The organism is Mucilaginibacter puniceus (genome assembly GCF_054783175.1).
On the sequence record NZ_BAAGRB010000001.1, the window covers coordinates 669,546 to 692,888 of the forward strand.

18 protein-coding genes are annotated in these 23,343 nt (G+C 39.3%); 9 read left to right on the top strand and 9 right to left on the bottom strand.

Annotated features, from left to right (window positions below):
• The first annotated feature begins 1 nt into the window (after window position 1).
• Window positions 2-1,015, top strand: coding sequence for a 2Fe-2S iron-sulfur cluster-binding protein (locus ACYVJ6_RS03180; protein WP_460692578.1), 1,014 nt, complete (start codon window positions 2-4; stop codon window positions 1,013-1,015).
• 39 nt (window positions 1,016-1,054) lie between these two features.
• Here ACYVJ6_RS03180 and ACYVJ6_RS03185 read toward each other — a convergent pair whose 3' ends face one another.
• The 4 genes from ACYVJ6_RS03185 to ACYVJ6_RS03200 all read right to left on the bottom strand — a co-directional run bounded on the left by ACYVJ6_RS03185 (window position 1,055) and on the right by ACYVJ6_RS03200 (window position 5,972).
• Window positions 1,055-1,579 (bottom strand): hypothetical protein, encoded by a 525-nt coding sequence (locus tag ACYVJ6_RS03185; RefSeq protein WP_460692579.1) that lies wholly within the window; start codon window positions 1,577-1,579, stop codon window positions 1,055-1,057.
• Between the two features lie 119 nt (window positions 1,580-1,698).
• Window positions 1,699-2,865: a PepSY-associated TM helix domain-containing protein gene (locus tag ACYVJ6_RS03190; protein ID WP_460692580.1), complete on the bottom strand. Its 1,167-nt coding sequence runs from the start codon at window positions 2,863-2,865 to the stop codon at window positions 1,699-1,701.
• Between the two features lie 2 nt (window positions 2,866-2,867).
• Entirely contained in the window at window positions 2,868-5,276 is a 2,409-nt protein-coding gene (locus ACYVJ6_RS03195; RefSeq protein WP_460692581.1) for a TonB-dependent siderophore receptor, read from the bottom strand.
• Between the two features lie 174 nt (window positions 5,277-5,450).
• Entirely contained in the window at window positions 5,451-5,972 is a 522-nt protein-coding gene (locus ACYVJ6_RS03200) for a YfiT family bacillithiol transferase (protein ID WP_460692582.1), read from the bottom strand.
• Between the two features lie 62 nt (window positions 5,973-6,034).
• Here ACYVJ6_RS03200 and ACYVJ6_RS03205 point away from each other — a divergent pair, with 62 nt between their 5' ends.
• Window positions 6,035-7,399, top strand: coding sequence for an FAD-dependent oxidoreductase (locus ACYVJ6_RS03205; RefSeq protein ID WP_460692583.1), 1,365 nt, complete (start codon window positions 6,035-6,037; stop codon window positions 7,397-7,399).
• On the opposite strand, the gene ACYVJ6_RS03210 is transcribed toward ACYVJ6_RS03205, so the two are convergent.
• On the bottom strand, window positions 7,396-7,707 hold the full coding sequence (locus tag ACYVJ6_RS03210; RefSeq protein ID WP_460692584.1) for a Dabb family protein: 312 nt from the start codon (window positions 7,705-7,707) through the stop codon (window positions 7,396-7,398). The genes ACYVJ6_RS03205 and ACYVJ6_RS03210 overlap by 4 nt on opposite strands.
• Before the next feature lie 277 nt (window positions 7,708-7,984).
• Between ACYVJ6_RS03210 and ACYVJ6_RS03215 the strand changes: the two genes are divergently transcribed.
• From ACYVJ6_RS03215 to odhB, 3 genes are all read left to right on the top strand, one after another.
• Window positions 7,985-9,316, top strand: a complete 1,332-nt coding sequence (locus ACYVJ6_RS03215; protein WP_460692585.1) for a DASH family cryptochrome — start codon at window positions 7,985-7,987, stop codon at window positions 9,314-9,316.
• A gap of 248 nt (window positions 9,317-9,564) precedes the next feature.
• Window positions 9,565-12,366, top strand: a complete 2,802-nt coding sequence (locus tag ACYVJ6_RS03220; protein WP_460692586.1) for a 2-oxoglutarate dehydrogenase E1 component — start codon at window positions 9,565-9,567, stop codon at window positions 12,364-12,366.
• Between the two features lie 51 nt (window positions 12,367-12,417).
• Window positions 12,418-13,650, top strand: a complete 1,233-nt coding sequence (gene odhB, locus ACYVJ6_RS03225; protein WP_460692587.1) for a 2-oxoglutarate dehydrogenase complex dihydrolipoyllysine-residue succinyltransferase — start codon at window positions 12,418-12,420, stop codon at window positions 13,648-13,650.
• A gap of 149 nt (window positions 13,651-13,799) precedes the next feature.
• On the opposite strand, the gene ACYVJ6_RS03230 is transcribed toward odhB, so the two are convergent.
• The gene (locus ACYVJ6_RS03230) at window positions 13,800-14,267 is read right to left on the bottom strand and encodes a DinB family protein (protein ID WP_460692588.1); all 468 of its coding nucleotides are present in this window, start codon (window positions 14,265-14,267) and stop codon (window positions 13,800-13,802) included.
• Between the two features lie 93 nt (window positions 14,268-14,360).
• Between ACYVJ6_RS03230 and ACYVJ6_RS03235 the strand changes: the two genes are divergently transcribed.
• Together ACYVJ6_RS03235 and ACYVJ6_RS03240 are read left to right on the top strand one after the other, a co-directional pair.
• Complete coding sequence (locus ACYVJ6_RS03235) at window positions 14,361-16,085, top strand: ArnT family glycosyltransferase (RefSeq protein WP_460692589.1); 1,725 nt, start codon at window positions 14,361-14,363, stop codon at window positions 16,083-16,085.
• Window positions 16,086-16,088: 3 nt separating this feature from the next.
• Window positions 16,089-17,123 carry a hypothetical protein gene (locus ACYVJ6_RS03240; protein WP_460692590.1) on the top strand — a complete coding sequence of 345 codons (1,035 nt, stop codon included), beginning with the start codon at window positions 16,089-16,091 and terminating at the stop codon, window positions 17,121-17,123.
• On the opposite strand, the gene ACYVJ6_RS03245 is transcribed toward ACYVJ6_RS03240, so the two are convergent.
• Window positions 17,124-18,770, bottom strand: a complete 1,647-nt coding sequence (locus ACYVJ6_RS03245) for a M1 family metallopeptidase (protein WP_460692591.1) — start codon at window positions 18,768-18,770, stop codon at window positions 17,124-17,126.
• A gap of 147 nt (window positions 18,771-18,917) precedes the next feature.
• Here ACYVJ6_RS03245 and lpdA point away from each other — a divergent pair, with 147 nt between their 5' ends.
• Window positions 18,918-20,321 (top strand): dihydrolipoyl dehydrogenase, encoded by a 1,404-nt coding sequence (gene lpdA, locus ACYVJ6_RS03250; RefSeq protein WP_460692592.1) that lies wholly within the window; start codon window positions 18,918-18,920, stop codon window positions 20,319-20,321.
• 111 nt (window positions 20,322-20,432) lie between these two features.
• Window positions 20,433-21,014 (top strand): 2OG-Fe(II) oxygenase, encoded by a 582-nt coding sequence (locus ACYVJ6_RS03255; RefSeq protein WP_460692593.1) that lies wholly within the window; start codon window positions 20,433-20,435, stop codon window positions 21,012-21,014.
• Here ACYVJ6_RS03255 and ACYVJ6_RS03260 read toward each other — a convergent pair.
• Together ACYVJ6_RS03260 and ACYVJ6_RS03265 are read right to left on the bottom strand one after the other, a co-directional pair.
• Window positions 21,011-22,357: a DUF58 domain-containing protein gene (locus ACYVJ6_RS03260; protein WP_460692594.1), complete on the bottom strand. Its 1,347-nt coding sequence runs from the start codon at window positions 22,355-22,357 to the stop codon at window positions 21,011-21,013. The two genes, ACYVJ6_RS03255 and ACYVJ6_RS03260, sit on opposite strands and share 4 nt — an antisense overlap.
• A 7-nt stretch (window positions 22,358-22,364) precedes the next feature.
• On the bottom strand, window positions 22,365-23,342 hold the full coding sequence (locus ACYVJ6_RS03265; RefSeq protein ID WP_460692595.1) for an AAA family ATPase: 978 nt from the start codon (window positions 23,340-23,342) through the stop codon (window positions 22,365-22,367).
• Between the last annotated feature and the right edge of the window lies 1 nt (window position 23,343).

The following is a 23,343-nucleotide window of genomic DNA, read 5'->3' on the forward strand; positions in this document are numbered from 1 at the left end:
TATGTTGCAGTTAAGGGTTGAAGCGATAAAACAGGAAACACCGGACACGGCTACCTTTTATTTTGCGCAGCTTTCCGGCAAAAAAATTAACTATACAGCCGGGCAATTTATTACGCTGGTGTTTACCCATCATCAAGAGGAGATACGCCGTTCATATTCCCTTAGCTCATCGCCTGATGAGGATCTGTTATCCATTACCGTAAAACGAATTACCAACGGCGAGATATCCCGCTTTATACTCACCAAAGTAAAGGTGGGCGATATCATCAACGCGGTTGAGCCATCGGGCAGGTTTATTATCTCAGACTTTGCTCAACCTAAAGATATCTTCCTTTTCGCAGGTGGTAGCGGGATAACGCCTATCTATTCTCAATTAAAATACATCCTTAATCGCCACGGTGAAAGTAAACTTACATTGATATACAGCAGCCAGGATGCAGGTGCTGTTTTGTTTAAAGCAGAGTTGGATCAACTACAAATTCAATATCCCGATAGGTTAAAAATTATATACCTGCTTAGCAGCGAGGGCAGGCGGTTAACCAATATTCTAGTGGAGCAATTAGTTCGCATTAATGCGCAAATCGATTTAAGCAAAGCGGAATTTTATCTCTGCGGACCGTTTCCCTATATGCGGATGATAAGGCTCACCTTACTATATATGGGTTTGGACCCGCGCCAAATCCGCAAGGAAAATTTCGTGATCGAAACAGTGCATGTCAGCACTATCCCCATCAATTATCCACCCCAAAAAATCAAGATCAAATTTAACGGCGAAACGCATGACCTGATAGTGGGCGAGAACCAATCTATACTGCAAGCCGCGCTGCAAAATGATATTGCTTTACCTTATAGTTGCCGGGCGGGAATATGCTCGGCGTGCTCTGCCAAATGCAGTAGCGGCAGGGTACAAATGGCGGTTAATGATGTGTTAACTGATTTGGACATGGCGCAAGGTTGGATACTCACCTGCACCGGTCACCCCGTTACTGATGATGTAGTGATTGAGTATCTTTAGATTTTAAATCTATTAAGAATTCGTAACCACTTATCTAAATTAGACTGTTGCTTTTCGCTCAATAAAGCTAACAATCAATTTGCTATCTGTAACCATAAAATAGCCTATTAATGCTTTGAAAAGATAAAAAATAACAAATCCGGTTTGAGGATTTTTTATGATAGAATTATAAATACTTTCATTTTGAAAGTAAATTGAAATAGACCTGCAAAATGCGGGGAATCCCTCAATAAAAAGAAAAGCACCTACTATAATTACAGCTATTTTTAATATCGAATTTTGGGATATATTAAATTCAAACTTATCCTCTTTAAACCTTTGATCCAATCTGAGTTTATCAATCACAATTTCAGTTTTAAAGAGTGCGTATCGTATACCAATTATATAGAGTATAAAAACTATTAAGGCAATTATATATTCCGAAAAAGGATAATAACTTCCATCTGTTTGATTAAAATAGGATGTTAACAGTCCGAGTAATTGAATAGCTATATTGATGGATTGTATTAACATAAAGATAGCTAACAATCTTATCGCTATTAACCAAAATGATCTTGGTGTCATGGTTTATTGTTAAGGTTATAAACCATTAAAGATATAATTTTATATGATATTATAATGGACCGTCAAGTGGTCCCGTACCTTTAGCCAATGTAATAAGCTTTGCTGCAGGTGTCAGAACTTTACGTAGTCAATTGTCTTTTCGTTGTTCTGTGATGAACTGCTTCTTTTGCTTTGTTGGTTTTAGATTTTTTGCGCCTGCCCAGCCAAATGATAAAACCTGTAATGGGTAAACTGGCGCAAATTAAGCTGGCTAAAAAAGCAATAATTTTACCCGGTAAACCTAATATCTGCCCCACATGGATATCATAATTCATGGCATTTATTTTTAAACCGGCACTTTTATTTTGATGAGGGATAAAGCGCATCAGTTTGGCATTGTATTGATCAAAATCATAAATATCGCTTTTGTAATAGTGCATGGATTTGTAATAAGCATAAGCCGTAATAGGATGGCCCTGCACCTTATCATCGGTATGCAAAAAAAACATATGTGCCTGTGGTGAATTATGCTTCACATATTTAAAAGCTTTATCCATTGGGTTAATAATGGCCAAATGCTTTTTTGTAGAATCAGACTTTGGCTCCTCTAATTCATAAGCATAGCTCTTACCAAGGTTGGCTGCTTTGTAAATGCCTTTATCTACCCATTGAAAGGCGATGGATAATCCTGTTATAGCTAATATAAAGGCAATACTGCTGGCATAAAAACCCAATACATTATGCAGGTCATAATTTACCCTGCGCCAGCGTCCGCCCCATTTAATGGTAAAGCTGCGCTTACGGTCGGTTTTACGTTTGGGCCACCAAAGGATAATACCCGTTATCATTATAATAACAAATAGTATAACCGATATGCCTACTATAACTTTTCCAACTTTAGCAGGTAGTAAAAGGTACAGGTGTATATATTCAACTATGATAAAAAAGTTCTTGGTGATATCCTGGCTAAATAAAATTTTCCCGGTGTAAGGGTTTATATACAGGTAGCGGGTGCCAACTTTAGGTATGTCAAGACCAACTACTGCCGGCCTGTCCTCGCCATAATAGCCGTAGTAAGTGGTTTTAGCCGCAGGGTATTTTTTTAGTGCTACAGTTGTTAACTGCGATGGTAGGATGTAGGGTTTGTTTTGCGGTTCAACTTTTCGGTAATCTGCATACAACGCATCCTGTATCTCATCCTGGAATACAAATAAGCACCCGGTTATACTTACAATAACCACCACCAGCCCGGATATAAATCCGAGCCAGCGATGGAAAAAAAGTAATGCTTTTTTAAATGGGGTCATACTTAAAATTTAAAGGCCACACTTGCAATTACTGCCCGCGGGGTTTGTGCCTCAATGGTCGACCATCCTTTGTAATATTGTTTGTTGGTCAGATTATCCATTTTTAAGTTTAAGCTCCATGCTTGTACCGAGTAAAATACAGATGCATTTAATACTGTGTATGATGGTAATGCAAATGTTCCGGTTGTTTGCCTGTTAAGGATATAGTTTTCGCTGGCATAGTTACCGCCAAATCCAAAACCTAAACCTTTAACACTACCTTGCTCAATACGGTAGCTTATCCAGGCGTTAATCATATTTCTTGGTCCGGCTTCTTCCGGCCTTCTGTTTAAATAATCAGATACTGTATTGGTTTTAGTAACCTTGCTGTCATTATGGCTATAGCCTGCAACAATGTTTAAGCCCGGTATTGGGTTGGCGGTGATGTCTACTTCGAAACCACGGCTATAATTTTCGCCATCCTGAGCGTAAACGTTAGGGGCAATGGTGCGTACTACATTATTTACTTTAATATCATAGTAGCTTACTGTAGCCGCTAATTTGCTTTCAAACAGGTTCACTTTGACACCGGTTTCCCATTGGTTGGCCTGCGATGGTTTAAACACATAAGTTTGGCCCGGAACAATTATAGGGGTTACATTTTTAAAGCCATTCATGTAGTTGGCAAATATGGATACCTTATCGGCAATTGGCTGATAAACCAAACCCAATTTAGGCGATAGCGCATTTTGTGAATACCTGCTGGCTGCTGCCGTAGTTAATCCCGTATTACTAAAACGATCTGCACGTAAGCTTAACATGACAGATAATGTTGGTGTAAAGTTAATTACATCAGATGCGTAAACACTGTAAGTTTCTTGTTCGGTGTTGCTGTTGTTTACAGCTAAAGGGGCTATTTTAGCATCAATATTTTGTTTGGATAAAATGCCGGTTTCGCCGCCTGCCATGGTTATTGTACCAACATTGGCATATCCTGTACCGTTGTCAACAGCTACACGGCTCAAATAATCAAAGCCAATAACTATGCGGTTACGTAATTTACCGATCAGAAAATCGCCATTAAAATTTTGCTGAATATCAGTAGTATTAGTAGTAGCGTTTTGATAGTTGATGTAACGGTTAAATGTTGACGGGATATTTGGATAACCCGGTGCAAATTGCGAAACCTCATACAAGTAAGAGTAGTACCCTATTGATTTTGCCGTGCTGCGAGATAAAACGGTTTGCGAGGTCCATTGATCATTAAAACGGTAATTCATTTGCCCTTGCAAGGTAGTTGTAGGGTTGCTTATGCTTAAGTTATTGCTGGTAAATGATTTTTTAGGATCATATCCTAACTCGGCTATGTTTTTAACCTTTAATGCAGTTCCTCTGTCTAAAAATAACATGGTAGGGTTAGTGCCTTCGGATGCTAATATTTCAGCATTGAATAAAAAGGATAATTTATCATTTGCTTTATAGGATAGTGTTGGTGCAAAGAACCTGTTTTTACGGAAACCGGCATCCTGGAAACTGTTTTGATCATGGTAAGCCGCGTTAACACGTAATAATACTTTTTTGTCTTTATCCAAAGGCGTGTTTACGTCGGCAGTAAACCGGTTTAAGCCAAAACTGCCAGAGGTGTAAGCTACTTCAGTTTTAAAACTGTCAAAGGGCTTTTTAGTTACCACGTTTATTAATCCACCGTATGATACCAGGCTGCTGCCAAATAAAGTACCTGACGGGCCTCTTAAAACTTCAATACGTTCAATATTGGCTACATCCAAACCGCCGTTGGTTAAGCCGGGTAGGCCGTTTACCATAGTAGGCTGTACTGCAAATCCGCGTAACGAGAAATAGCCTGCACCGTCGCCACCACGACCGGTCGAGGTCCATAATTTATCAACGCCTGGTGCATTTTTTAATGCGTCGTTAAAGTTGGTTATGGCCTGCTCTTTAATTAATTCGCTTGATATTACACTGTAAGATTGCGGGTTTTCTAAATTTGCCAAAGGCATTTTAGCTACATAATTGCTTTTTTTAATATTAAAACGATTGGTGCGGTTGCCGGTAATATCCACTTGCTGTAATTCAGATGAACTAACGTTAAGTGTTATATCACCTACAGTAGTAGTTTGCCCTGCAGTTATAGCAGCCGTTATATGCTGACTTTGTACGCCCACGTGCGATACTTCTAAAGTATAATTGCCTTGGGGCGCTCTTAGTTCAAATTTTCCATCTTCATCAGTTACGGTAGTTGTTTTTGTTCCTTGAAGGGAGATAGTTACATTTTCTGCAGATTGGCCCGATGAAGTAAGTACACGTCCTTTTACAGTACCCCTGTTTTGAGCGAATACCGCTGTAGTAGTTATTAGGAGTATGGCCAGTAAAATAAGCCTTAGTAAGTTGAGATTTGGTTTAGTTGTTTTCATTTATTTATTTAGACTAATTATTAATAGTGCAAAAGTACAATGCATTTTCATTAATCCAAATATTATTTAGAATAATTCTAATTAATTAAATGATGCTTGAGATTCAAATGGTTAGAACATAAAAAAAGGCAAAGAATACGTTATCTTTACCCTTCAAATACTAATTAGTCAGTCTTAATCACCAATAACTATACGTATATGCGCCAAATGGTGCTTGCCGTGCCAGGCATAAATAGCCAGATTTCTTTTTAATGTGGTGTTTATCCCGGTTTCGGGGTGGATAAATGAGCGGTCCCAGTCGGCATCTGTAAACGACGCAAATAATCCTAATAAGCGTTCATGTATTCCATCCAACATAATTAATGATGGCTCTATCGGCAATTTTGAATCGGCCAATTTGGCCCAGGCAACCTGGTTATAAGGCTTAATAGTTGGGGTATCTTCGGTTAATGCCCATTTAAAACGGATCAATGAATGCATGTGGCTATCGGCCAGGTGATGAATCACCTGTCTTAACGTCCAACCTTCAGGCCGGTATGGCGTTTCCAGTTGTTCTTCGGTTAAAGTAGCGGCAACCTTGCGCAAGTTGGCAGGTAATTCTTTAATATCATTTATAAATCCTGCAATGGCTTCTTTAGTGTATTCGGCAGGTGGCGTAAACTTGCCAATAGGGTATTTCAATTTTTCTTCGGTCATAATAATTCGTTGTTATATAAGCTTTAGGCTAATTTAGCGTTTTGTAGTAATTACTCAAACGCATGGCTAAAAAGTTACTTTTCGCTGTTTTTTTATTTTATGCCAACTTTAGCTGTGCCCAAACTATTAAAACGGATGTGTTGGTTATTGGCGGTACACTCAGCGGAGTTGCGGCGGCAGTACAAAGCGCGAGAAGTAAAGTTAAAACCACCCTAATTATGCCTGGGCCGAGTATCAATATGGGGATGACACTCGCTATTCCTAAAGATATGTTAAAAAGCCTGCCTGACATAAGTAATTATAAGTACATCATAGAAACTAACCGTAATTTAGCATCAGGCATTTGGGGCGAATTTAGAGATAGAGTAAGAACATTTTATAAAACCATTCCGGGTTATGATACTACTTATAGCGCACCAATAAGTTTTGAAGAGTACACAGGCGCAGCCATATTGAAGAGTATAGCTGACACAGTTAAAAACCTCACAGTAAAAGTGAATACTACATTTACCACTATAAAAAAAGATGGTACGGGCTGGGAAGTGAGCGTTACCGTAAATGGCAAAAATAACATCATAAAAGCAAAAGTAGTTGTTGATGCTACTTATGATGCTGAAGTGGTAACCAAAGTAGGAGCAGTTAGGCCCCAATATTTTGAACCATACAGGGATAGAAGTGATGAATTATATAGGACATCAATAGCCGTGGGAGATTATGGTATACCGCCACGAACAAATGAACATACTGATTTTACTACAACAAAGTTTGGGGGCTATGACATACCTATGAAGTATGTTATAGTAAATAATGCTGATAATTTATTGATTACCGAAATTGTAATGCCTAACCTTTCAAGGACAGATTATGTTCCGATACAATTAACATTAGGCCAAGGCGTAGGCTGTATAGCCGCTTATTGCGCATTTTTTAAAACCACTACAAAAAATTTAAATGTGCGTATTATACAGCAAGAGCTACTTGATTTTAAAGGATTTTTAATGCCATATGCTGATGTTAAACAAGATAATAAGTACGTACGTGCGATACAACAGATAGGTGCAACCGGCATTCTTAATAGAATTTTTAAAAGATTTGACATGGTTTTTATGCCCGATACCACGGTTACCACTGCCGAAATAAAACCAGTGTTAAACGAGATTTACAGTCGCGCATTCATCTGGTTCGACAAAGAAAACCCCGCAGAGTTATTCACCGTAGGTAATACCCTATCATTAATAAGCGAGTTTACTTTAACCGATCCTAAAACGCTTCAAGCAACCCTGCAAAAAGACTGGCAGGCAAAATATGGATTTATAAATTTTGATACGGATCGCCCAATAACTCGTTTGGAGTTTGCAGTGTTAGTGAACCAATATTTAAACCCTTTTGCCCGTAAAATAGACCTTGAAGGAAATATGGTTAATTAAGCGTCTACACTGTCCATTACCACTACTTTAGCTATTAGTGGTTTTACATAATCAACTAAAAATTTTTCATGTATAGGGTCAACCTGGTAAGCATCTTGTGCTTCCTTATTGTCAAAAACAGTCAATAATGATGCATGATAGGTGTTGTCAACAACATCTTTAGGTGTACCTGCTACTACACCTATATGTATATACTGTACGCCGCCTATGTTCGCTAACGTTTGTAATCCTTCAATCAATTTAGGCTGATCGGCCTCGTCTTTCAACCAAAAATAAACCTGGTGAACAAATACATTGGTAAGTTTCATAGTGTTGTGTTTAAATTGTAAGGTTACAACATTTTATAAAAAGCTCAATCCAAAATTAAAAAATAAATTACCTACAGTATTAAAAGACAACAATTAATCAACATTAAAACTGCGTAGGAAATACCCATTTTAAGTGTAACCTAATATCACTAACAACCGTATTCCTATCTGTAAATTGTTTAGCCGATGTCAAATCTTGGTTATAAATGTGTTTAAACCATAAATAAATCGCAAATTTGTAATCAATCTAAATACTTAGCCCATCCGTAGCATTGATATGAGCGAAAAAACAATTTTGGTGTGGTTTAGAAATGATTTGCGTGTTCATGACAATGAGATATTGTTAGAAGCAACACGCAAAGCTGATAAAGTACTGCCTGTATATTGTTTTGATCCGTATTATTTTCAGCCAACAACATCAGGCACGCCAAAAACAGGCAGCTTTAGGGCAAAGTTTTTAATTGAATCGGTTGCTGATCTGCGTAAAAACTTGCAGACATTGGGTGGCCAGTTAATTATCCGCATAGGTAACCCTGCCGAAATTATACCTCAGCTGGCCGAAGAATACCAGGTAAGTGAAGTTTATCATCACCGGGAGGTAGCCTATGAGGAAACGGAAATTTCTGAAAAAGTAGAGACCGCACTTTGGAAGATCAAACTCAACCTTAAGCATTTTATAGGACATACCTTATATCATAAAGAGGACCTGCCGTTCCCGATAAAAGACATACCTGATAGTTTTTCGACTTTTAAAAAGAAAGTGGAGCGCGATAGTGATGTAAGGCCATGTATTGCTACACCAACTACTATAATCACTCCGGAAATAACAGACGCAGGAGAATTGCCAGCTTTGCAGGACCTGGGTTTAGAACCACCTGTTGATGATATTCGTGCCACTAACAAATTTATAGGCGGCGAAACAGAAGCTTTAAAAAAATTACAACAGTGTTTTGTAAATATTGATCAGGTTGGTTTATCCAAAGTAAAACCCGGCTCTGTTTATACCGATTGCTCCTCTAAACTTTCTCCATGGATAAGTGTAGGCTGCATATCTCTTCGCCAGGTATATTGGGAAGCGATAAAACATGAACAGGAAACTCATGCCAATGCTCATGGTACACTGATATTGGAATTATTGTGGCGCGACTATTTTAGATTTATGTTTAAAAAGCATGGACAAAAATATTATAAGGCAGAAGTTTTAAATGATGCTGATAAAACAACAGATGTAAACGAAGATGCGGCCTTTGCGAAATGGAAAACCGGCAATACAGGTGTGCCATTTATTGATGCCAGTATGCACGAGTTAAACGCAACCGGCTACATTAACAATTACAGCCGCCAAATGGTAGCCATATATTTAATACGCGACCTGGAAGTTAACTGGGCAAAAGGGGCCGCTTATTTTGAGCAAAAGCTTATTGATTATTCGCCGGCCAGCAATTGGGGTAACTGGGCGTTTATTGCTGGGGTGGGTCACGATCCAAAAGACAATAAGTATTTTAATATTAATAAGTCGTCAGCAGATTTAGAAACCCAAACCGATTTTGTAACTATCTGGCTGTCTGAATTAAATAGCGCAACCGAAGAGTTGAGTACTTCTACATAGTTATTGCGGTTTTATAAAATCATTTTACAATTTATACTATTGTGGTTTTTGCGTGGGTAGATTAAACGGTTTTACGCATATTCTTACCAAAAATAATTAAGTGATAAGTGTTGATGTAACGTTTTTAGTATATAAAACCATTTTGTTTGCTAAAACCTCATTTTTATCATGTTTTTACAAATTAAATTTAAAGTTTATAAGTGGTTATGCTTACTTTTGTACCGTTATAACCATTGGTTTCTACATACATGGATCGTCTCAACTATATTAATAGCGCAAACGCCGCTTTTATTGACTCTTTATACGAAGAATACAAGCAAAATCCCGAATCGGTAGATTTTGGCTGGCAGAAATTTTTTGAAGGTTTTGACTTTGGCCGCGGCTCTGAAGCCCCGGCTGTAAGTGCCGAAACTCCTGATCACTTTTTAAAAGAGATCAAAGTATTAAACCTGATCGACGGTTATCGTAACCGTGGGCACTTATTTACTGATACTAACCCTGTACGCGAACGTCGCAAGTATTTTCCGGGTAAAGAACTGGAAACTTTTGGTTTGTCTGATGCCGATCTGGATACCGTGTTTAATGCCGGTGTTGAAATTGGTTTGGGCCCTGCCAAACTACGCGATATTGTACAAATGGTTGAAGATACTTATTGCGGTACCATTGGTGCGGAGTATAAGTATATACGTAACCCTATAAAAGTTAACTGGTTCCAGGAGCGTATGGAAAGCATACGCAATAAGCCTCAATTTACTGCCGAAGAGAAAAAGCTAATGCTGAATAAACTGAATCAGGCGGTAGTATTTGAGAACTTTTTGGGCACTAAATTTTTAGGACAAAAACGTTTCTCGTTAGAAGGTGCCGAGGCATTAATACCCGCATTAGATTCGGTTATTCAAAAAGGTGCTGAGTTAGGTTTACAGGAATTTATTATTGGTATGGCTCATCGTGGCCGTTTAAACGTACTGGCCAATATCATGGAGAAAACCTATAAAGAGATTTTTGCCGAATTTGAAGGTAAAAACTATGATATGGATTCGCATTTTGGTGGCGATGTTAAATATCACTTAGGTTATTCAACCGATGTGGATACCAAAAGCGGTAACAAGGTTCACTTGAGCCTTTGCCCTAACCCATCTCACCTGGAAACAGTTGACCCGGTGGTTGAGGGAATTACGCGCTCAAAAATTGATTTTAAATATAATGGCGATCATTCAAAGATCGCTCCTATATTGATACATGGCGATGCTTCAATAGCGGGCCAGGGTATAGTGTACGAAGTTTTACAGATGGAAAAACTGGACGGTTACCGTACCGGTGGTACCATCCACCTGGTAATTAATAACCAGATAGGCTTTACCACTAACTATAAAGATGCCCGTTCAAGTACTTATTGTACCGACATTGCTAAAACAGTATTGTCCCCTGTTTTCCACGTTAATGGTGATGATGTAGAAGCATTAGCTTATGTGATCAACCTGGCAATGGAATATCGCCAGCTTTTCCATGACGATGTATTTATAGATATATTATGTTATCGCCGTTATGGCCATAACGAGGCAGATGAGCCTAAATTTACTCAGCCGGTATTATACAAAGCTATTGACGCACACCCTAATCCGCGCGAGATCTACCTTAAAAAATTATTATCCGAAGGTAGTATTAAGGAAGATGAAGCAAAAGCAATGGATAAAAGCTTCCGCGACTTGTTGCAAGGCCAGTTAGATGAAGCCAAAGCCGAGGAAAGATTTAAAGACAGCATAGCCATGTTTGCTGGTGCCTGGAATGGGTTACATCTGGCATCTGACACAGAGGTTGCAGTGCAGTCAAAAACAGCGGTAACTGAGAAAGAACTGTTAGCTATTGGTAAGAGTTTAACGCAGCTTCCGAAAGATAAAGTGTTCTTCAAAAAAATTGAAAAATTATTTGACGACCGTGCCAAAATGGTGAATGATACCCAAAGCTTTGACTGGGCAATGGGCGAGTTATTAGCCTACGGTACTTTATTAAAGGAAGGCCATCGTGTACGTTTAAGCGGCGAGGATGTTAAACGCGGAACTTTTTCGCACCGCCATGCTGTTGTAACATTAAATGAATCGGAAGAGGAGTATACTCCACTTAATACTATTGAAACAGAAGCTAAATTCCATATATATAATTCATTACTATCCGAATACGGTGTGTTAGGTTTTGAGTATGGTTATGCTTTGGCTAACCCTCATGCCTTAACTATATGGGAAGCACAGTTTGGTGACTTTTTTAACGGAGCCCAAATTATAGTTGACCAATATATTGTCAGTGCCGAAACTAAATGGCAGCGAGGTAATGGCTTGGTAATGTTATTGCCGCACGGTTATGAAGGCCAGGGCCCTGAACATTCATCAGCGCGTATTGAGCGCTTTATGGAGCTTTGTGCCGATAATAATATCCAGGTAGCCAACTGTACAACTCCGGCTAACTTCTTCCACATTTTACGCCGCCAGTTAAAACGCGAATTCCGCAAACCATTGGTAATATTTACACCAAAAAGCTTATTACGTAATCCTAAATGTGTATCGCCTTTGGCGGATTTCACTAATGGTGCTTTCAAGGAACTGATTGATGATGACAACGCAGATGCTAAAAAAGTAACCCGTGTATTATTCTGCTCTGGTAAAATATATTACGATTTATTAGAGAAACAACAAACTGATAAACGCAGCGATGTAGCTATTGTGCGCTTAGAACAGTTATACCCAACCCCAATAGATCAGATCGCTAAAGTGAAAGCTAAATATGCTAAAGCTACCGAGTTTGTATGGGTACAGGAAGAACCAGAAAATATGGGTGCATGGCCTTACTTATGCCGTAAGTTCCGCAATAACGATGTTTTTAAATTAGATGTAATATCGCGTGCGGAAAGCGCAAGTACAGCCACCGGTTATTCAAAACAACATACTGCGCAGCAATTGCAAATTATTGCTAAAGCTTTCCATGCATCGCCTGGCGATGCGGTGAAAGAAGTAGTAAAAACAACAACAAAAAAAATGGCTAATGCCGGTGCTGATTGATAGGTACTATATTAAGAAGCATACAACATATAAACCTACAACAAAAACGAAATGAGTTTAGAGATCAAAGTTCCGCCGGTAGGCGAATCAATTACAGAAGTAACCTTATCAAGCTGGATCAAAAAGGATGGCGATACAGTAGCAATGGATGAGGCTATTGCCGAGTTGGAATCAGATAAAGCAACGTTTGAGCTTACTGCCGAAAAAGCAGGCGTATTAAAAACTATTGCTAAAGAAGGCGATGTATTAGCTATTGGTGCTGTGGTTTGCAGTATTGAAGAAGGTGGTGCTGCACCTGCAGCCGCTCCTAAAGCAGAAGCAGCCGTAGCCGCAAAAGCTGAGGCTGCACCTGCTGCCGCTGCTCCTGCCGAAAAAGGTGCTACTTATGCTTCAGGCACTCCATCGCCTGCTGCAGCAAAAATATTAGCCGAAAAAGGCGTCGATGCTGCTTCTGTAAATGGTAGTGGTGTTGGCGGACGTATCACCAAAGAAGATGCTCAAAAAGCATCTGAAAGCCCGCAAAATGTTAAAGCACCCGTTAAAGCTGAAACTGTTGCGGCAGCACCAGTTGCCCAGGCTGGCGAAAGAGGCGAGAAACGCGAAAAAATGTCGTCGTTGCGCAAAACTATTGCTAAGCGATTAGTAGCCGTTAAAAACGAAACCGCCATGCTGACTACTTTTAACGAAGTAAATATGGCTCCAATTATGGAGATGCGTGGTAAGTATAAAGATAAATTTAAAGAAAAACACGGTGTAGGCTTAGGCTTTATGTCGTTCTTCACTAAAGCGGTTACCGAGGCATTAAAAGAATGGCCATCAGTAGGTGCCCGTATTGAAGGCGAAGAGGTAGTATACAGCAACTTTGCTGATGTATCCATCGCTGTATCGGCTCCTAAAGGTTTGGTGGTTCCGGTAATCCGCAACGCGGATAGCATGAGCCTTGCCGAAATTGAAAAAGCCATAGTAGGTTTAGCAACTAAAGCACGCGATAACAAATTGACTATTGATGAAATGACCGGCGGAACATTTACCATCACCAACGGTGGTGTATTTGGTTCAATGCTGTCAACACCTATCATCAATGCTCCGCAGTCAGCTATATTAGGCATGCACAATATTATTGAGCGCCCGGTTGCTGAAAACGGCCAAGTAGTTATTCGCCCGATGATGTACCTGGCTCTTTCATACGATCACCGTATTGTTGATGGCCGCGAGTCGGTAAGCTTCCTGGTAAGGGTTAAACAATTACTGGAAGATCCTGCAAGGTTATTGTTAGGAGTGTAACTCGATAAGACCATAAAAATAAAAAAGCCGGACTTGTCCGGCTTTTTATTTTTATATCCCTTTTTGTCATTCTGAGCGTAGCGATGAATCCATACACGTGCATTCACAGCTTGATAAATGCCTCGTTCTTCAGCATGACCATTGTTCAACTATATCGAACTTAACAACGCCCTTCTCTGCGCCATTATATACCCAAAATGCAATCCCTCATGGAAAGGCAAAAACTTAAAAGCATCTTCAACATTGTTTAGGTCTACACCGTAACGGGTGGTCCAGGCAACATAGTTGGCAAAAAGGTTGTTGTTATAATCTACAATAAATTGATCAAGAGTAGAAGTGAAATAGCCTTTAATTTCCTCCAGCTCTGCCTGGCTGATAAAGCGTTCAGGCTTGCTACCCGGGCCGTAGGTGTTATAGTAATCTTCGCTGATTATCATATCAACACCTGCACGGCGATAGCAAATGCCTTGTTGTGCGGCTACCAGGTGGCCCATGTTCCAGATAATATTATTGTTAAAACCTGCGGGCACCTGGTTTAATTGTTCGATGCTCAGGTCTTTGATCAACTCAAATAACGCAAGTCTTGGTTTTTTTATAATTTCTATAGTTTTGGTCATGGCGGTAAAATATCAGCTAATGTAATAAACTGCTGATAGATGTGAAGCGGCTAAATTATTATTTACCTTTACGCGACAAAACTTTACCTGTTAATGCCGGCATCTACTTTACAAAAACCTGTACGATCTGACAAACCTATACATTGGTTTTTACTATGCTGGACTATATTTAACGCTATACAAGCCTACACTTTAGAGGTGCATGCCGATGAGGCTTATTATTGGATGTACTCCAAGTTTATGGATTGGGGTTACTTTGACCATCCGCCCATGGTGGCACTGTTCATCTGGCTGGGCGACCACGTAATGCATAACGAGTTGGGTCTGCGCTTAGTGACAGTTTTAAGCAGTAGTACGGCAATATATCTGCTATGGCTTATCCTAAAAAAATACACTATAGATGCATGGCTGTTTATACTGGTAATATCGGGTATGCTTATCATTCACATGTATGGTTTTACCACCACACCGGATGCCCCTTTGTTTTTCTTTACGGTGGTATTTTATTACCTCTACCAAAAATATATTGAGGATGATAATTGGTTATTAGCCGCATTGCTTGGCGTTGTAGTTGCCTGTTTAATGTACAGCAAGTACCATGCTATATTGGTAATAGGATTTACACTGGCATCAAACATCAAACTATTAAAACGTGGCACATTTTGGGGTATTGTAGTTATTGCACTGATATTATTTGTACCGCATATTATATGGCAGTTTCAGCATGATTTCCCATCATTAAAATACCATTTGTATGATCGGTCGGCTACGATTTATAACCAAGAAAATACTTATACCTATATACCCGGTCAGTTATTAATGGCTGGGCCGTTTATTGGCTGGTTTTTATATTACAGTGCGTTTAAAGTACAGGTAAAAGATGCTTTTATCCGATGCCTGTTGGTAAACTGCATAGGGGCATTTTGTTTCTTTTTCTTGTCAACTTTTAGGGGCGAGGCACAACCCCATTGGACGCTGATAGCTTTTGCACCTTTAGCCATGTTGGCTTTAATTAGGCTCAATCAAATAAATACTATACCGCGTTGGTTTTATAGCGTGGCCATAATTAATGTGGTTTTAATTCTATTTATCAGGGTGAGTATGATGTTTGGCTTCTCATTTATAAGCCATGTAGGGCAATTGAAAAGTTATTACGGTTTTAAAGATTGGGCACATCAAGTAAAAAATAAAGCCGGAGATAATTATGTGATTATGAGCGATGGTTTCCAGGACCCGTCGAAGTATAATTATTATACCAATTCCATAAGGGCATACTCTTATGATTCGCGGAACTACCGACATACGCAATATGATATATGGCCTATAGAAGAGCAGTTTCAAGGCAAACGGGTTTATTTTTTGCAGGATTTTCCTCAAGAGGAAACGGTAGACACTATAACTAATGCATCAACCAAAACCAATTGGTATGCACAATGGGTAGATGATGCCCGCACCTATCAAAAAATAGTTATTGAAACTGATGTAAAAGCATTAAAACTTTCAGCCGGACGAAAACAAACTATAGGCTTAACAATCACCAATCCGTACCCTTATTCTGTAAATTTTAGCAATAAAAGCACTAAACATCCTGTTACGCTTGAAGCTTGCTACTTTAATGATGGTGTGATTGTAGTTATTTTACCCGCGGATAATTCATTTTATAATTTAATTTTGAACCCGGGAGAGAGCAAGAAATGCAATTTTACTGTTACCGCACCTTATATCGAAAATGGGGATTATGAGTTGTTGTTTTCTATCCGTACTACACCATTTACAGGGGGGAAAAACAGCCGGATGATACCTGTTACAATTAACTAAAATATGTTTAAAAGGATATGCTTATTAACTGCCGTTACCATTTTAACAACTACTGTTGCCATGGCGCAGCAAAGTTTGGATGTAAACTTTAGCGGTTTAGGTTTTTTAGATAACCGCGAGTATAAGGCTTTTATCCCGCGCTCGCGCACCTATTCTGGTACACGTACCGCATTAGATTTTGGCCTGAACCTGGATAGTTTGAACCATTTTGTAGTAGGTGTAAATGCCTTGCATGAATTTGGAGCTAAGCCATTTTTTGGCCAGGTGGACCCTATTGCTTATTATAAGTATGAAAGTAAAAAGTGGTTGTTTAACGCAGGTATGTTTCCGCGAGAGGGTACGCTGAGCAATTATCCGCGCGCTTTGTTAAATGATACCTTACGTTATTACCGTCCCAATGTACAAGGTTTGCTTGCGCGATATCAAAATGAGCACTTTACCGAAACGGGATGGATTGATTGGGTAAGCCGCCAAACTGCTACCGAGCGCGAACAGTTTTTATTTGGCTTTGCGGGTAAGTATAAGCCGGCAGTAAAAGGCCCGTTTTATATTTCGCACTACTTTTTACTAATGCATGATGCGGGGGCAGAAGTGCTATTACCTACCGATCATATTAACGATAACGGTGGCGGCCAAATACGTTTAGGGTTAGACCTTAGCCATAAAACGGTATTTGATTCCTTGGCTGTAGAAGCGGGTGGTATGATGTCGTTTGAGCGGGAACGTGGGGTAGATGGTTTTAAAACTCCGGGTGGTTTTATCGCCAGTGTTTATCTAAGCTACAAGCGGTTTGCTTTGTTTAACGAGTTTTACAAGGGCCAGGGCAGCAATATTATTTACGGTGATTCTTATTATTCAAAACCGACCTACAACCGGTTAGATATTATATATACCCCATTTTTATTTAAGCACGTAAAAGGGCAGTTTATTGCAAGTTTCCACTTTACGCCGGGCTATTCTAATGATAACCAGCAGGCTTTCCGTATCAGTTATGATCTGGGCAGGAAGGTGTTGAAGAGGTTTAGGGATGATAGGTAATTACTTTGCCAGATAATAATTAAACATATCAACCTCTATATTATCTTGTGTTAACCCTGCAATATCAACGGGCTTAAAATCAGTAGTTGGTTTAATAAATTTATAATCGTCGTCTTTAGTTCGTACCCTCACCGGCATATTAAAATCTTTAACATTGGCTACCCAGCGGCTGTTTAGCTTGCCGTTAATAGTTGCAAACTCCAGTTTAGGTAAATCTTTATAATTTAAATATTGCTCAAAAACAGGGGCAAGGTCAATGCCTGCCTGTGCGGATATATAATTAATTACCTGATTTGAAGTTACAGTTTGATGGTAGAATGTTTTATTTAATCCGCGCAATATGGCCAGCCATTTTTTATCATCGTTAATAATAGTGCGCACCATATTTAAAATTACTGAACCCTTATTGTACACATCTCCTGAGCCTTCCTTATTGACATTATATGGTCCAATGATCGGTCTGTCGTTTTTTATTTTGGCACGTAAACCGTACACGTATTCCTGCCCGGCTTGTTTGCCATAATAGCTTTCAATAAACAACGATTCAGAATAATCGGTAAAGCTTTCGTGTATCCAGGTATCGGCAATATCTTTGGATGTAATATTGTTTCCAAACCACTCGTGTCCACTCTCGTGTACCACAATATAATCCCACTTTAACCCCCAGCCTGTTTTTGACAGGTCAGTACCCAAATAGCCATTTGCATATTTATTCCCATAGGCTATAGCACTTTGGTGCTCCATACCCAAGTGAGGGGTTTCAACCAGTTTATACCCATCTTCATAAAACGGATAAGGACCAAACCAATGTTCAAATGATTTAAGCATGGGCTTTACGTTTTCGCCAAATTGTTTTTTGGCTTTCTCCAGATTTTCGGGCAGTACCCAATAATCCAAAGTTAATTTACCTTTCTCCCCATCATAAGTATCATCAAAATGAACATAGTCAGCAATGTTGACGGCCACATCATAATTGTTTATAGGGTTGGCTACAAACCAATCAAAACGCGTATAACCATTATTTAATTCGGTCACTTTACGCAAGCGGCCGTTAGATACATCTTTTAATCCGGTTGGTACACTGATGCTGATCATCATACTATCCACTTCATCGTACTGATGGTCCTTAGTTGGCCACCATGCACTTGCACCCAAGCCCTGGCAAGCTGTAGCCACATAAGGCTTGCCCGATGCAGATTGTGTGTATACAACACCGCCATCCCAGGGAGCATTTTTAGCTATAATGGGATTACCAGAATAGTAAACTGTAAACTCATCCTTACTGCCTTTAACAATAGTTTTAGGGAAGGTGATAAATACGGCATTAAACTCGCGCTGATAAGGCAGTTCTTGTCCTTTATAAACCACCTTCTCAATTTTTAAATTATCAAAAAGGTCAAACTGTAGTTTGGTAAAATCCTGCGTAGCAGCAAATTTAAACAGGTTGCTGCCACTGATGGCTTTGCTGGCAATATCAAACTGCACATCCAAATGATAATAATTGATATTATAGCAGGTGCGTAAAGGTGTCAAGGCACCGCGCAAAGTATCGGCACGGGTAAATACACTTTTGAGTTGCATCAATTGCGCGCTGCAATTCATCACCACAAAAATTAAAATGCCCGACAAAAGGGTAGATATTTTCATTTTATGCATCTAATTTCAAATATACGGTAATGCGGATATATTGCAAACCAACTATATGACCCCAAAATCATAAAAAAGTGACAGTTATACACTTCATTAGGCTATTGAAATGTTTAACTTTACCCACCAAAACAATCCAATATTATTATGCAATATGATGTTATCGTAATCGGTTCGGGCCCTGGTGGCTATGTTGCCGCAATACGTTGTGCCCAATTAGGGTTAAAAACTGCCTGTATCGAAAAATATGCTACCTATGGAGGTACTTGCCTAAATGTAGGCTGTATTCCATCAAAAGCGTTGCTTGATTCGTCTGAACATTACTATAATGCCGGCCATACATTTAAAACACATGGTATTGAGCTGAGCAACCTAAAAGTTGATTTCGGCCAGATGATCAAGCGTAAAGAAGATGTAGTTGCAAAAAATACCGGAGGAATCCAGTTTCTGTTCAAGAAAAATAAAATTGACGGCTACCAGGGTATGGGGTCGTTTAAAGATAAAAATACCATTGTTATTACTGCTGCCGATGGTAAAACACAAGAGATCACCGGTAAAAATGTGATCATTGCTACCGGCTCAAAACCATCAAGCCTGCCGTTTATCAAAATAGATAAAAAAAGAATTATCACCTCAACCGAGGCTTTAAACTTAACCGAAGTGCCTAAACATTTAATATTGATAGGCGGTGGTGTTATTGGTTTGGAGTTAGGATCGGTATATGCACGTTTAGGGGCTAAAGTATCGGTAATTGAGTACATGGATGGTATTATTCCAACTATGGATAAAGCTTTGGGTAAAGAGCTGCAAAAGGTGTTACAAAAACAAGGTATGGAGTTTTACCTTGGCCATAAAGTTACCGGTGCTACCGTAAAAGGTAAAGAAGTTACCGTAACTTTTGATAACCCTAAAGGGGAAAAGCAGGAACTAAAAGGCGATTACTGCCTGGTTGCTGTAGGCCGTGTGGCTTATACTGATAGTTTAGGTTTAGATAAAATAGGCATTACTGTTGAAGAGCGTGGACGCAAAATTACCGTTGACGAGCACATGGAAACCAGCGTTAAAGGTGTATATGCTATAGGTGATGTGGTACGCGGTGCTATGCTTGCCCATAAAGCCGAAGATGAAGGTACATATGTAGCCGAAACCATTGTTGGCCAAAAACCACACATTAATTATAATTTGATACCGGGTGTTGTTTATACCTGGCCTGAGGTTGCCGCTGTTGGACAAACCGAAGAGCAATTGAAGGAAGCCGGTGTAAAATACAAAACTGGTTCGTTCCCGTTCCGTGCAAGCGGAAGGGCTGTAGCCAGTATGGATATGGATGGTTTTGTTAAAGTATTGGCAGATGCCGCTACAGATGAAATACTTGGTGTACATATTATAGGCCCGCGTGCCGCCGATATGATTGCCGAGGCCGTAGTAGCTATGGAGTATCGTGCCAGTGCCGAGGATATCTCTCGCATGAGCCACGCGCACCCTACTTATACCGAAGCAATGCGTGAAGCTTGTTTAGCCGCTACGGATAACAGGCCGATACATATTTAAAAGCTAAAATATAAACTAATAAAGCAAGGCCCATTATTTAAATAATGGGCCTTTTTATGTTTATAGCGGTTTATACTATTACCGGGATAATTTAAGGTAACTTACACCAATTTGGATATCATCTTCGACGAACTCATCGATAGTTACCTTGCCACCAATGTTGGTACGGTCAGTAATTTTCTTAGTGCCGCATTATCAGCACATCTGGTAGATAATATTAACATGCTTTATGCCGACGATAGGATGTTATCGGCAGGTACAGGTAACCATAAGTTGGTTAACCATGATAAATTGGTACGAAGCGATAAAATTTATTGGTTAGACAGGTTGCATAACAACCTTCATGAAAATACTTTTTTTGACTTGATGGATAGTTTTGTAAGCCACCTTAACCGTAGTTGTTATGCAGGTATTACAGGTTATGAGTTTCATTATACACTTTATGAAAAGGGTAGTTTTTACAAACGGCATCTGGATAATTTTAAGCAAAACGGCACCCGCGCATTCTCTATGATCATGTATTTAAATACCGAAGTTAACGGCGGATCGTTGCGCATTTACCAGGGAGATGGATTTCAGGATATTTCACCCAATGCCGGTAAAAGTGTATTTTTTAAAAGTACGTTACTGGAGCATGAAGTTTTAATTACCAATTTACCCAGGATGAGTATCACAGGGTGGCTAAAGACCTAAATTTTCTGCTTGGCTTTTATTTCAAGGTACCTGTTAATGGTATTAACATTTAAGTTTTGTGGAGTACTTAAAATTGATTGTATACCGTATCTGCTTAGTTCCTTTGCAATAAGTTCCTTATCGTAAGCAAATTTTTCGGCAATGGTTTTTATATAAATATCCTCAACATCTTTAGCTTCCTGCTCATTAAGTTTTTTTAGTTCGGTGTTTTCAAAAAATACAACTAATAGTAAATGAAACTTAGCTATTTTTTTCAAATAAGGCAGTTGCCTGTTTAGTGCCGATAAACTTTCGTAGTTGGTAAAAAATACTACCAGGCTACGCTGCTTAATTACCTGGCGAATAGTGGAGTACATCAGCTCCATATTAGTTTCCAGGTAGCGTGTTTTTTCTTTATATAAAACCTCCAGTATTTTGTTCATTTGCATTACCTTACGGTCGGCTGGAACAATGCTGCCCTTTTTTTCTGACACAGTGATAAGCCCTGCCTTGTCTTGCTTTAATAAAGCAACATTTAATAACAATAAGCTGGCGTTTATGGCATAATCAAGTAAGCTTAAACCTTCAAAAGGCATTTTCATACTTCGTGATTTATCAATCACACAATACACGTGCTGCGACCGCTCATCGGTGTACGAGTTGATCATCAAATTACCTTGCCTGGCAGTTGCTTTCCAGTTAATGGATCGGTAATCATCGCCGGTAACGTAATTTTTCACCTGTTCAAACTCAAGACTATGACCCAAGCGACGTATTTTTTTTACACCCATCTCGTTCAACCGGTTTGATATGGCCATCAGCTCGTATTTGCGCATTTGTAAAAACGAAGGGTATACCGGTAATACCTGGTTTTGTGCAAAATTGTAGCTTCTGCTTATTAATCCCAATGCCGACCTGACATATACACGTACCTGGCCAAAAGAGTACTCGCCCCGCTTTAATGGGCGCAAGGAATAGTTAATTATTTTTGTTTGTTGCGGATGTAATTCGGTTTTAAACCATACATCCCGTTTTTGAAACTGAAAGGGAATCTCGTCAATAATACCTGCGCAAATATTAAATGGATAGCGGTTTTCAATATAAATGCCCAGTTCATTATCGTCGTTATTGCTTAAACGCTCGGGCGCTTCCCGACGGGCAAACATTCCGCTAGTAGTACGGTAAAGCAATATTATGTCAATTAAAACCAGTGCAACAACGGCCCAAAGTAATAATTGCGGCAATATACCCAACCATGGGAAGAAGAACGATAGCAAAAAGAATATAACACAGCAAGACAGCGCGATAAAAAACCGGCTGGTTAAAAAAAGGTTACTGTAAAAATTGCTGATTATATTTTTCAACTGAGTATTAACGTGGTACTTCAATTTTTTGAACTATTTGCGCTACGACATCATCAGGTGTAAGGCCTTCCATTTCTTTATCAGGGGTAAGCATAATCCTGTGCCTTAATACAGCCGGTGTTATAAAAATAATATCATCAGGTGTAACAAAATCACGACCTTTTATGGCTGCAAATGCTTTTGCCGCGTTAATTATTGCAAGTGACGCGCGCGGCGAACCACCCAGGTACAATGATTTATTATTGCGTGTTTCGTGAATTATTTTTGCTGTAAACTCTAATAATTTAGGCTCAACATTTAAATTTTTTACCTGTTGCCTTAATGCTACAATATCCTGTATAGATAATACCGGCTTTACATCATTTAATTGATTAATAGGGTTTTGCTGATGCTGTTGAGATATTATGGCAATTTCCTCTTCAAGTGTTGGGTATTTAATCTCTATTTTAAATAAAAAGCGATCCAACTGTGCTTCAGGCAGCCGGTAAGTACCCTCTTGTTCAACCGGATTTTGGGTAGCCAATACAATAAAGGGTTCCTGCATTTTATAGGTTTCGCCATCAATGGTTAGCTGCCGCTCTTCCATTACCTCAAACAAAGCCGATTGCGTTTTTGCAGGAGATCGGTTTATTTCATCAATTAAAATAATGTTGCCAAATATGGGCCCTTTTCTAAACTCAAAATCGCTGGTTTTGGGGTTAAAAACAGATGTGCCTAAAACATCAGATGGCATCAGATCAGGTGTAAACTGTATACGCGAATAGTGCGCATCAATAGCTTTTGCTATCAGCTTGGCAGTTAATGTTTTGGCTACTCCGGGCACGCCCTCTATTAGTATATGCCCATCAGCCAGTATACCCGCTATGATTAGGTCAATGGTATCGTGCTGGCCAACTATTATTTGTGCCAGTGTTGCCTTTATTTGCTCAACCGCGGTGTTAAGTTTGCTAAGGTCGGTTCGTTGTTCAAATATTTCGTCTTCCATA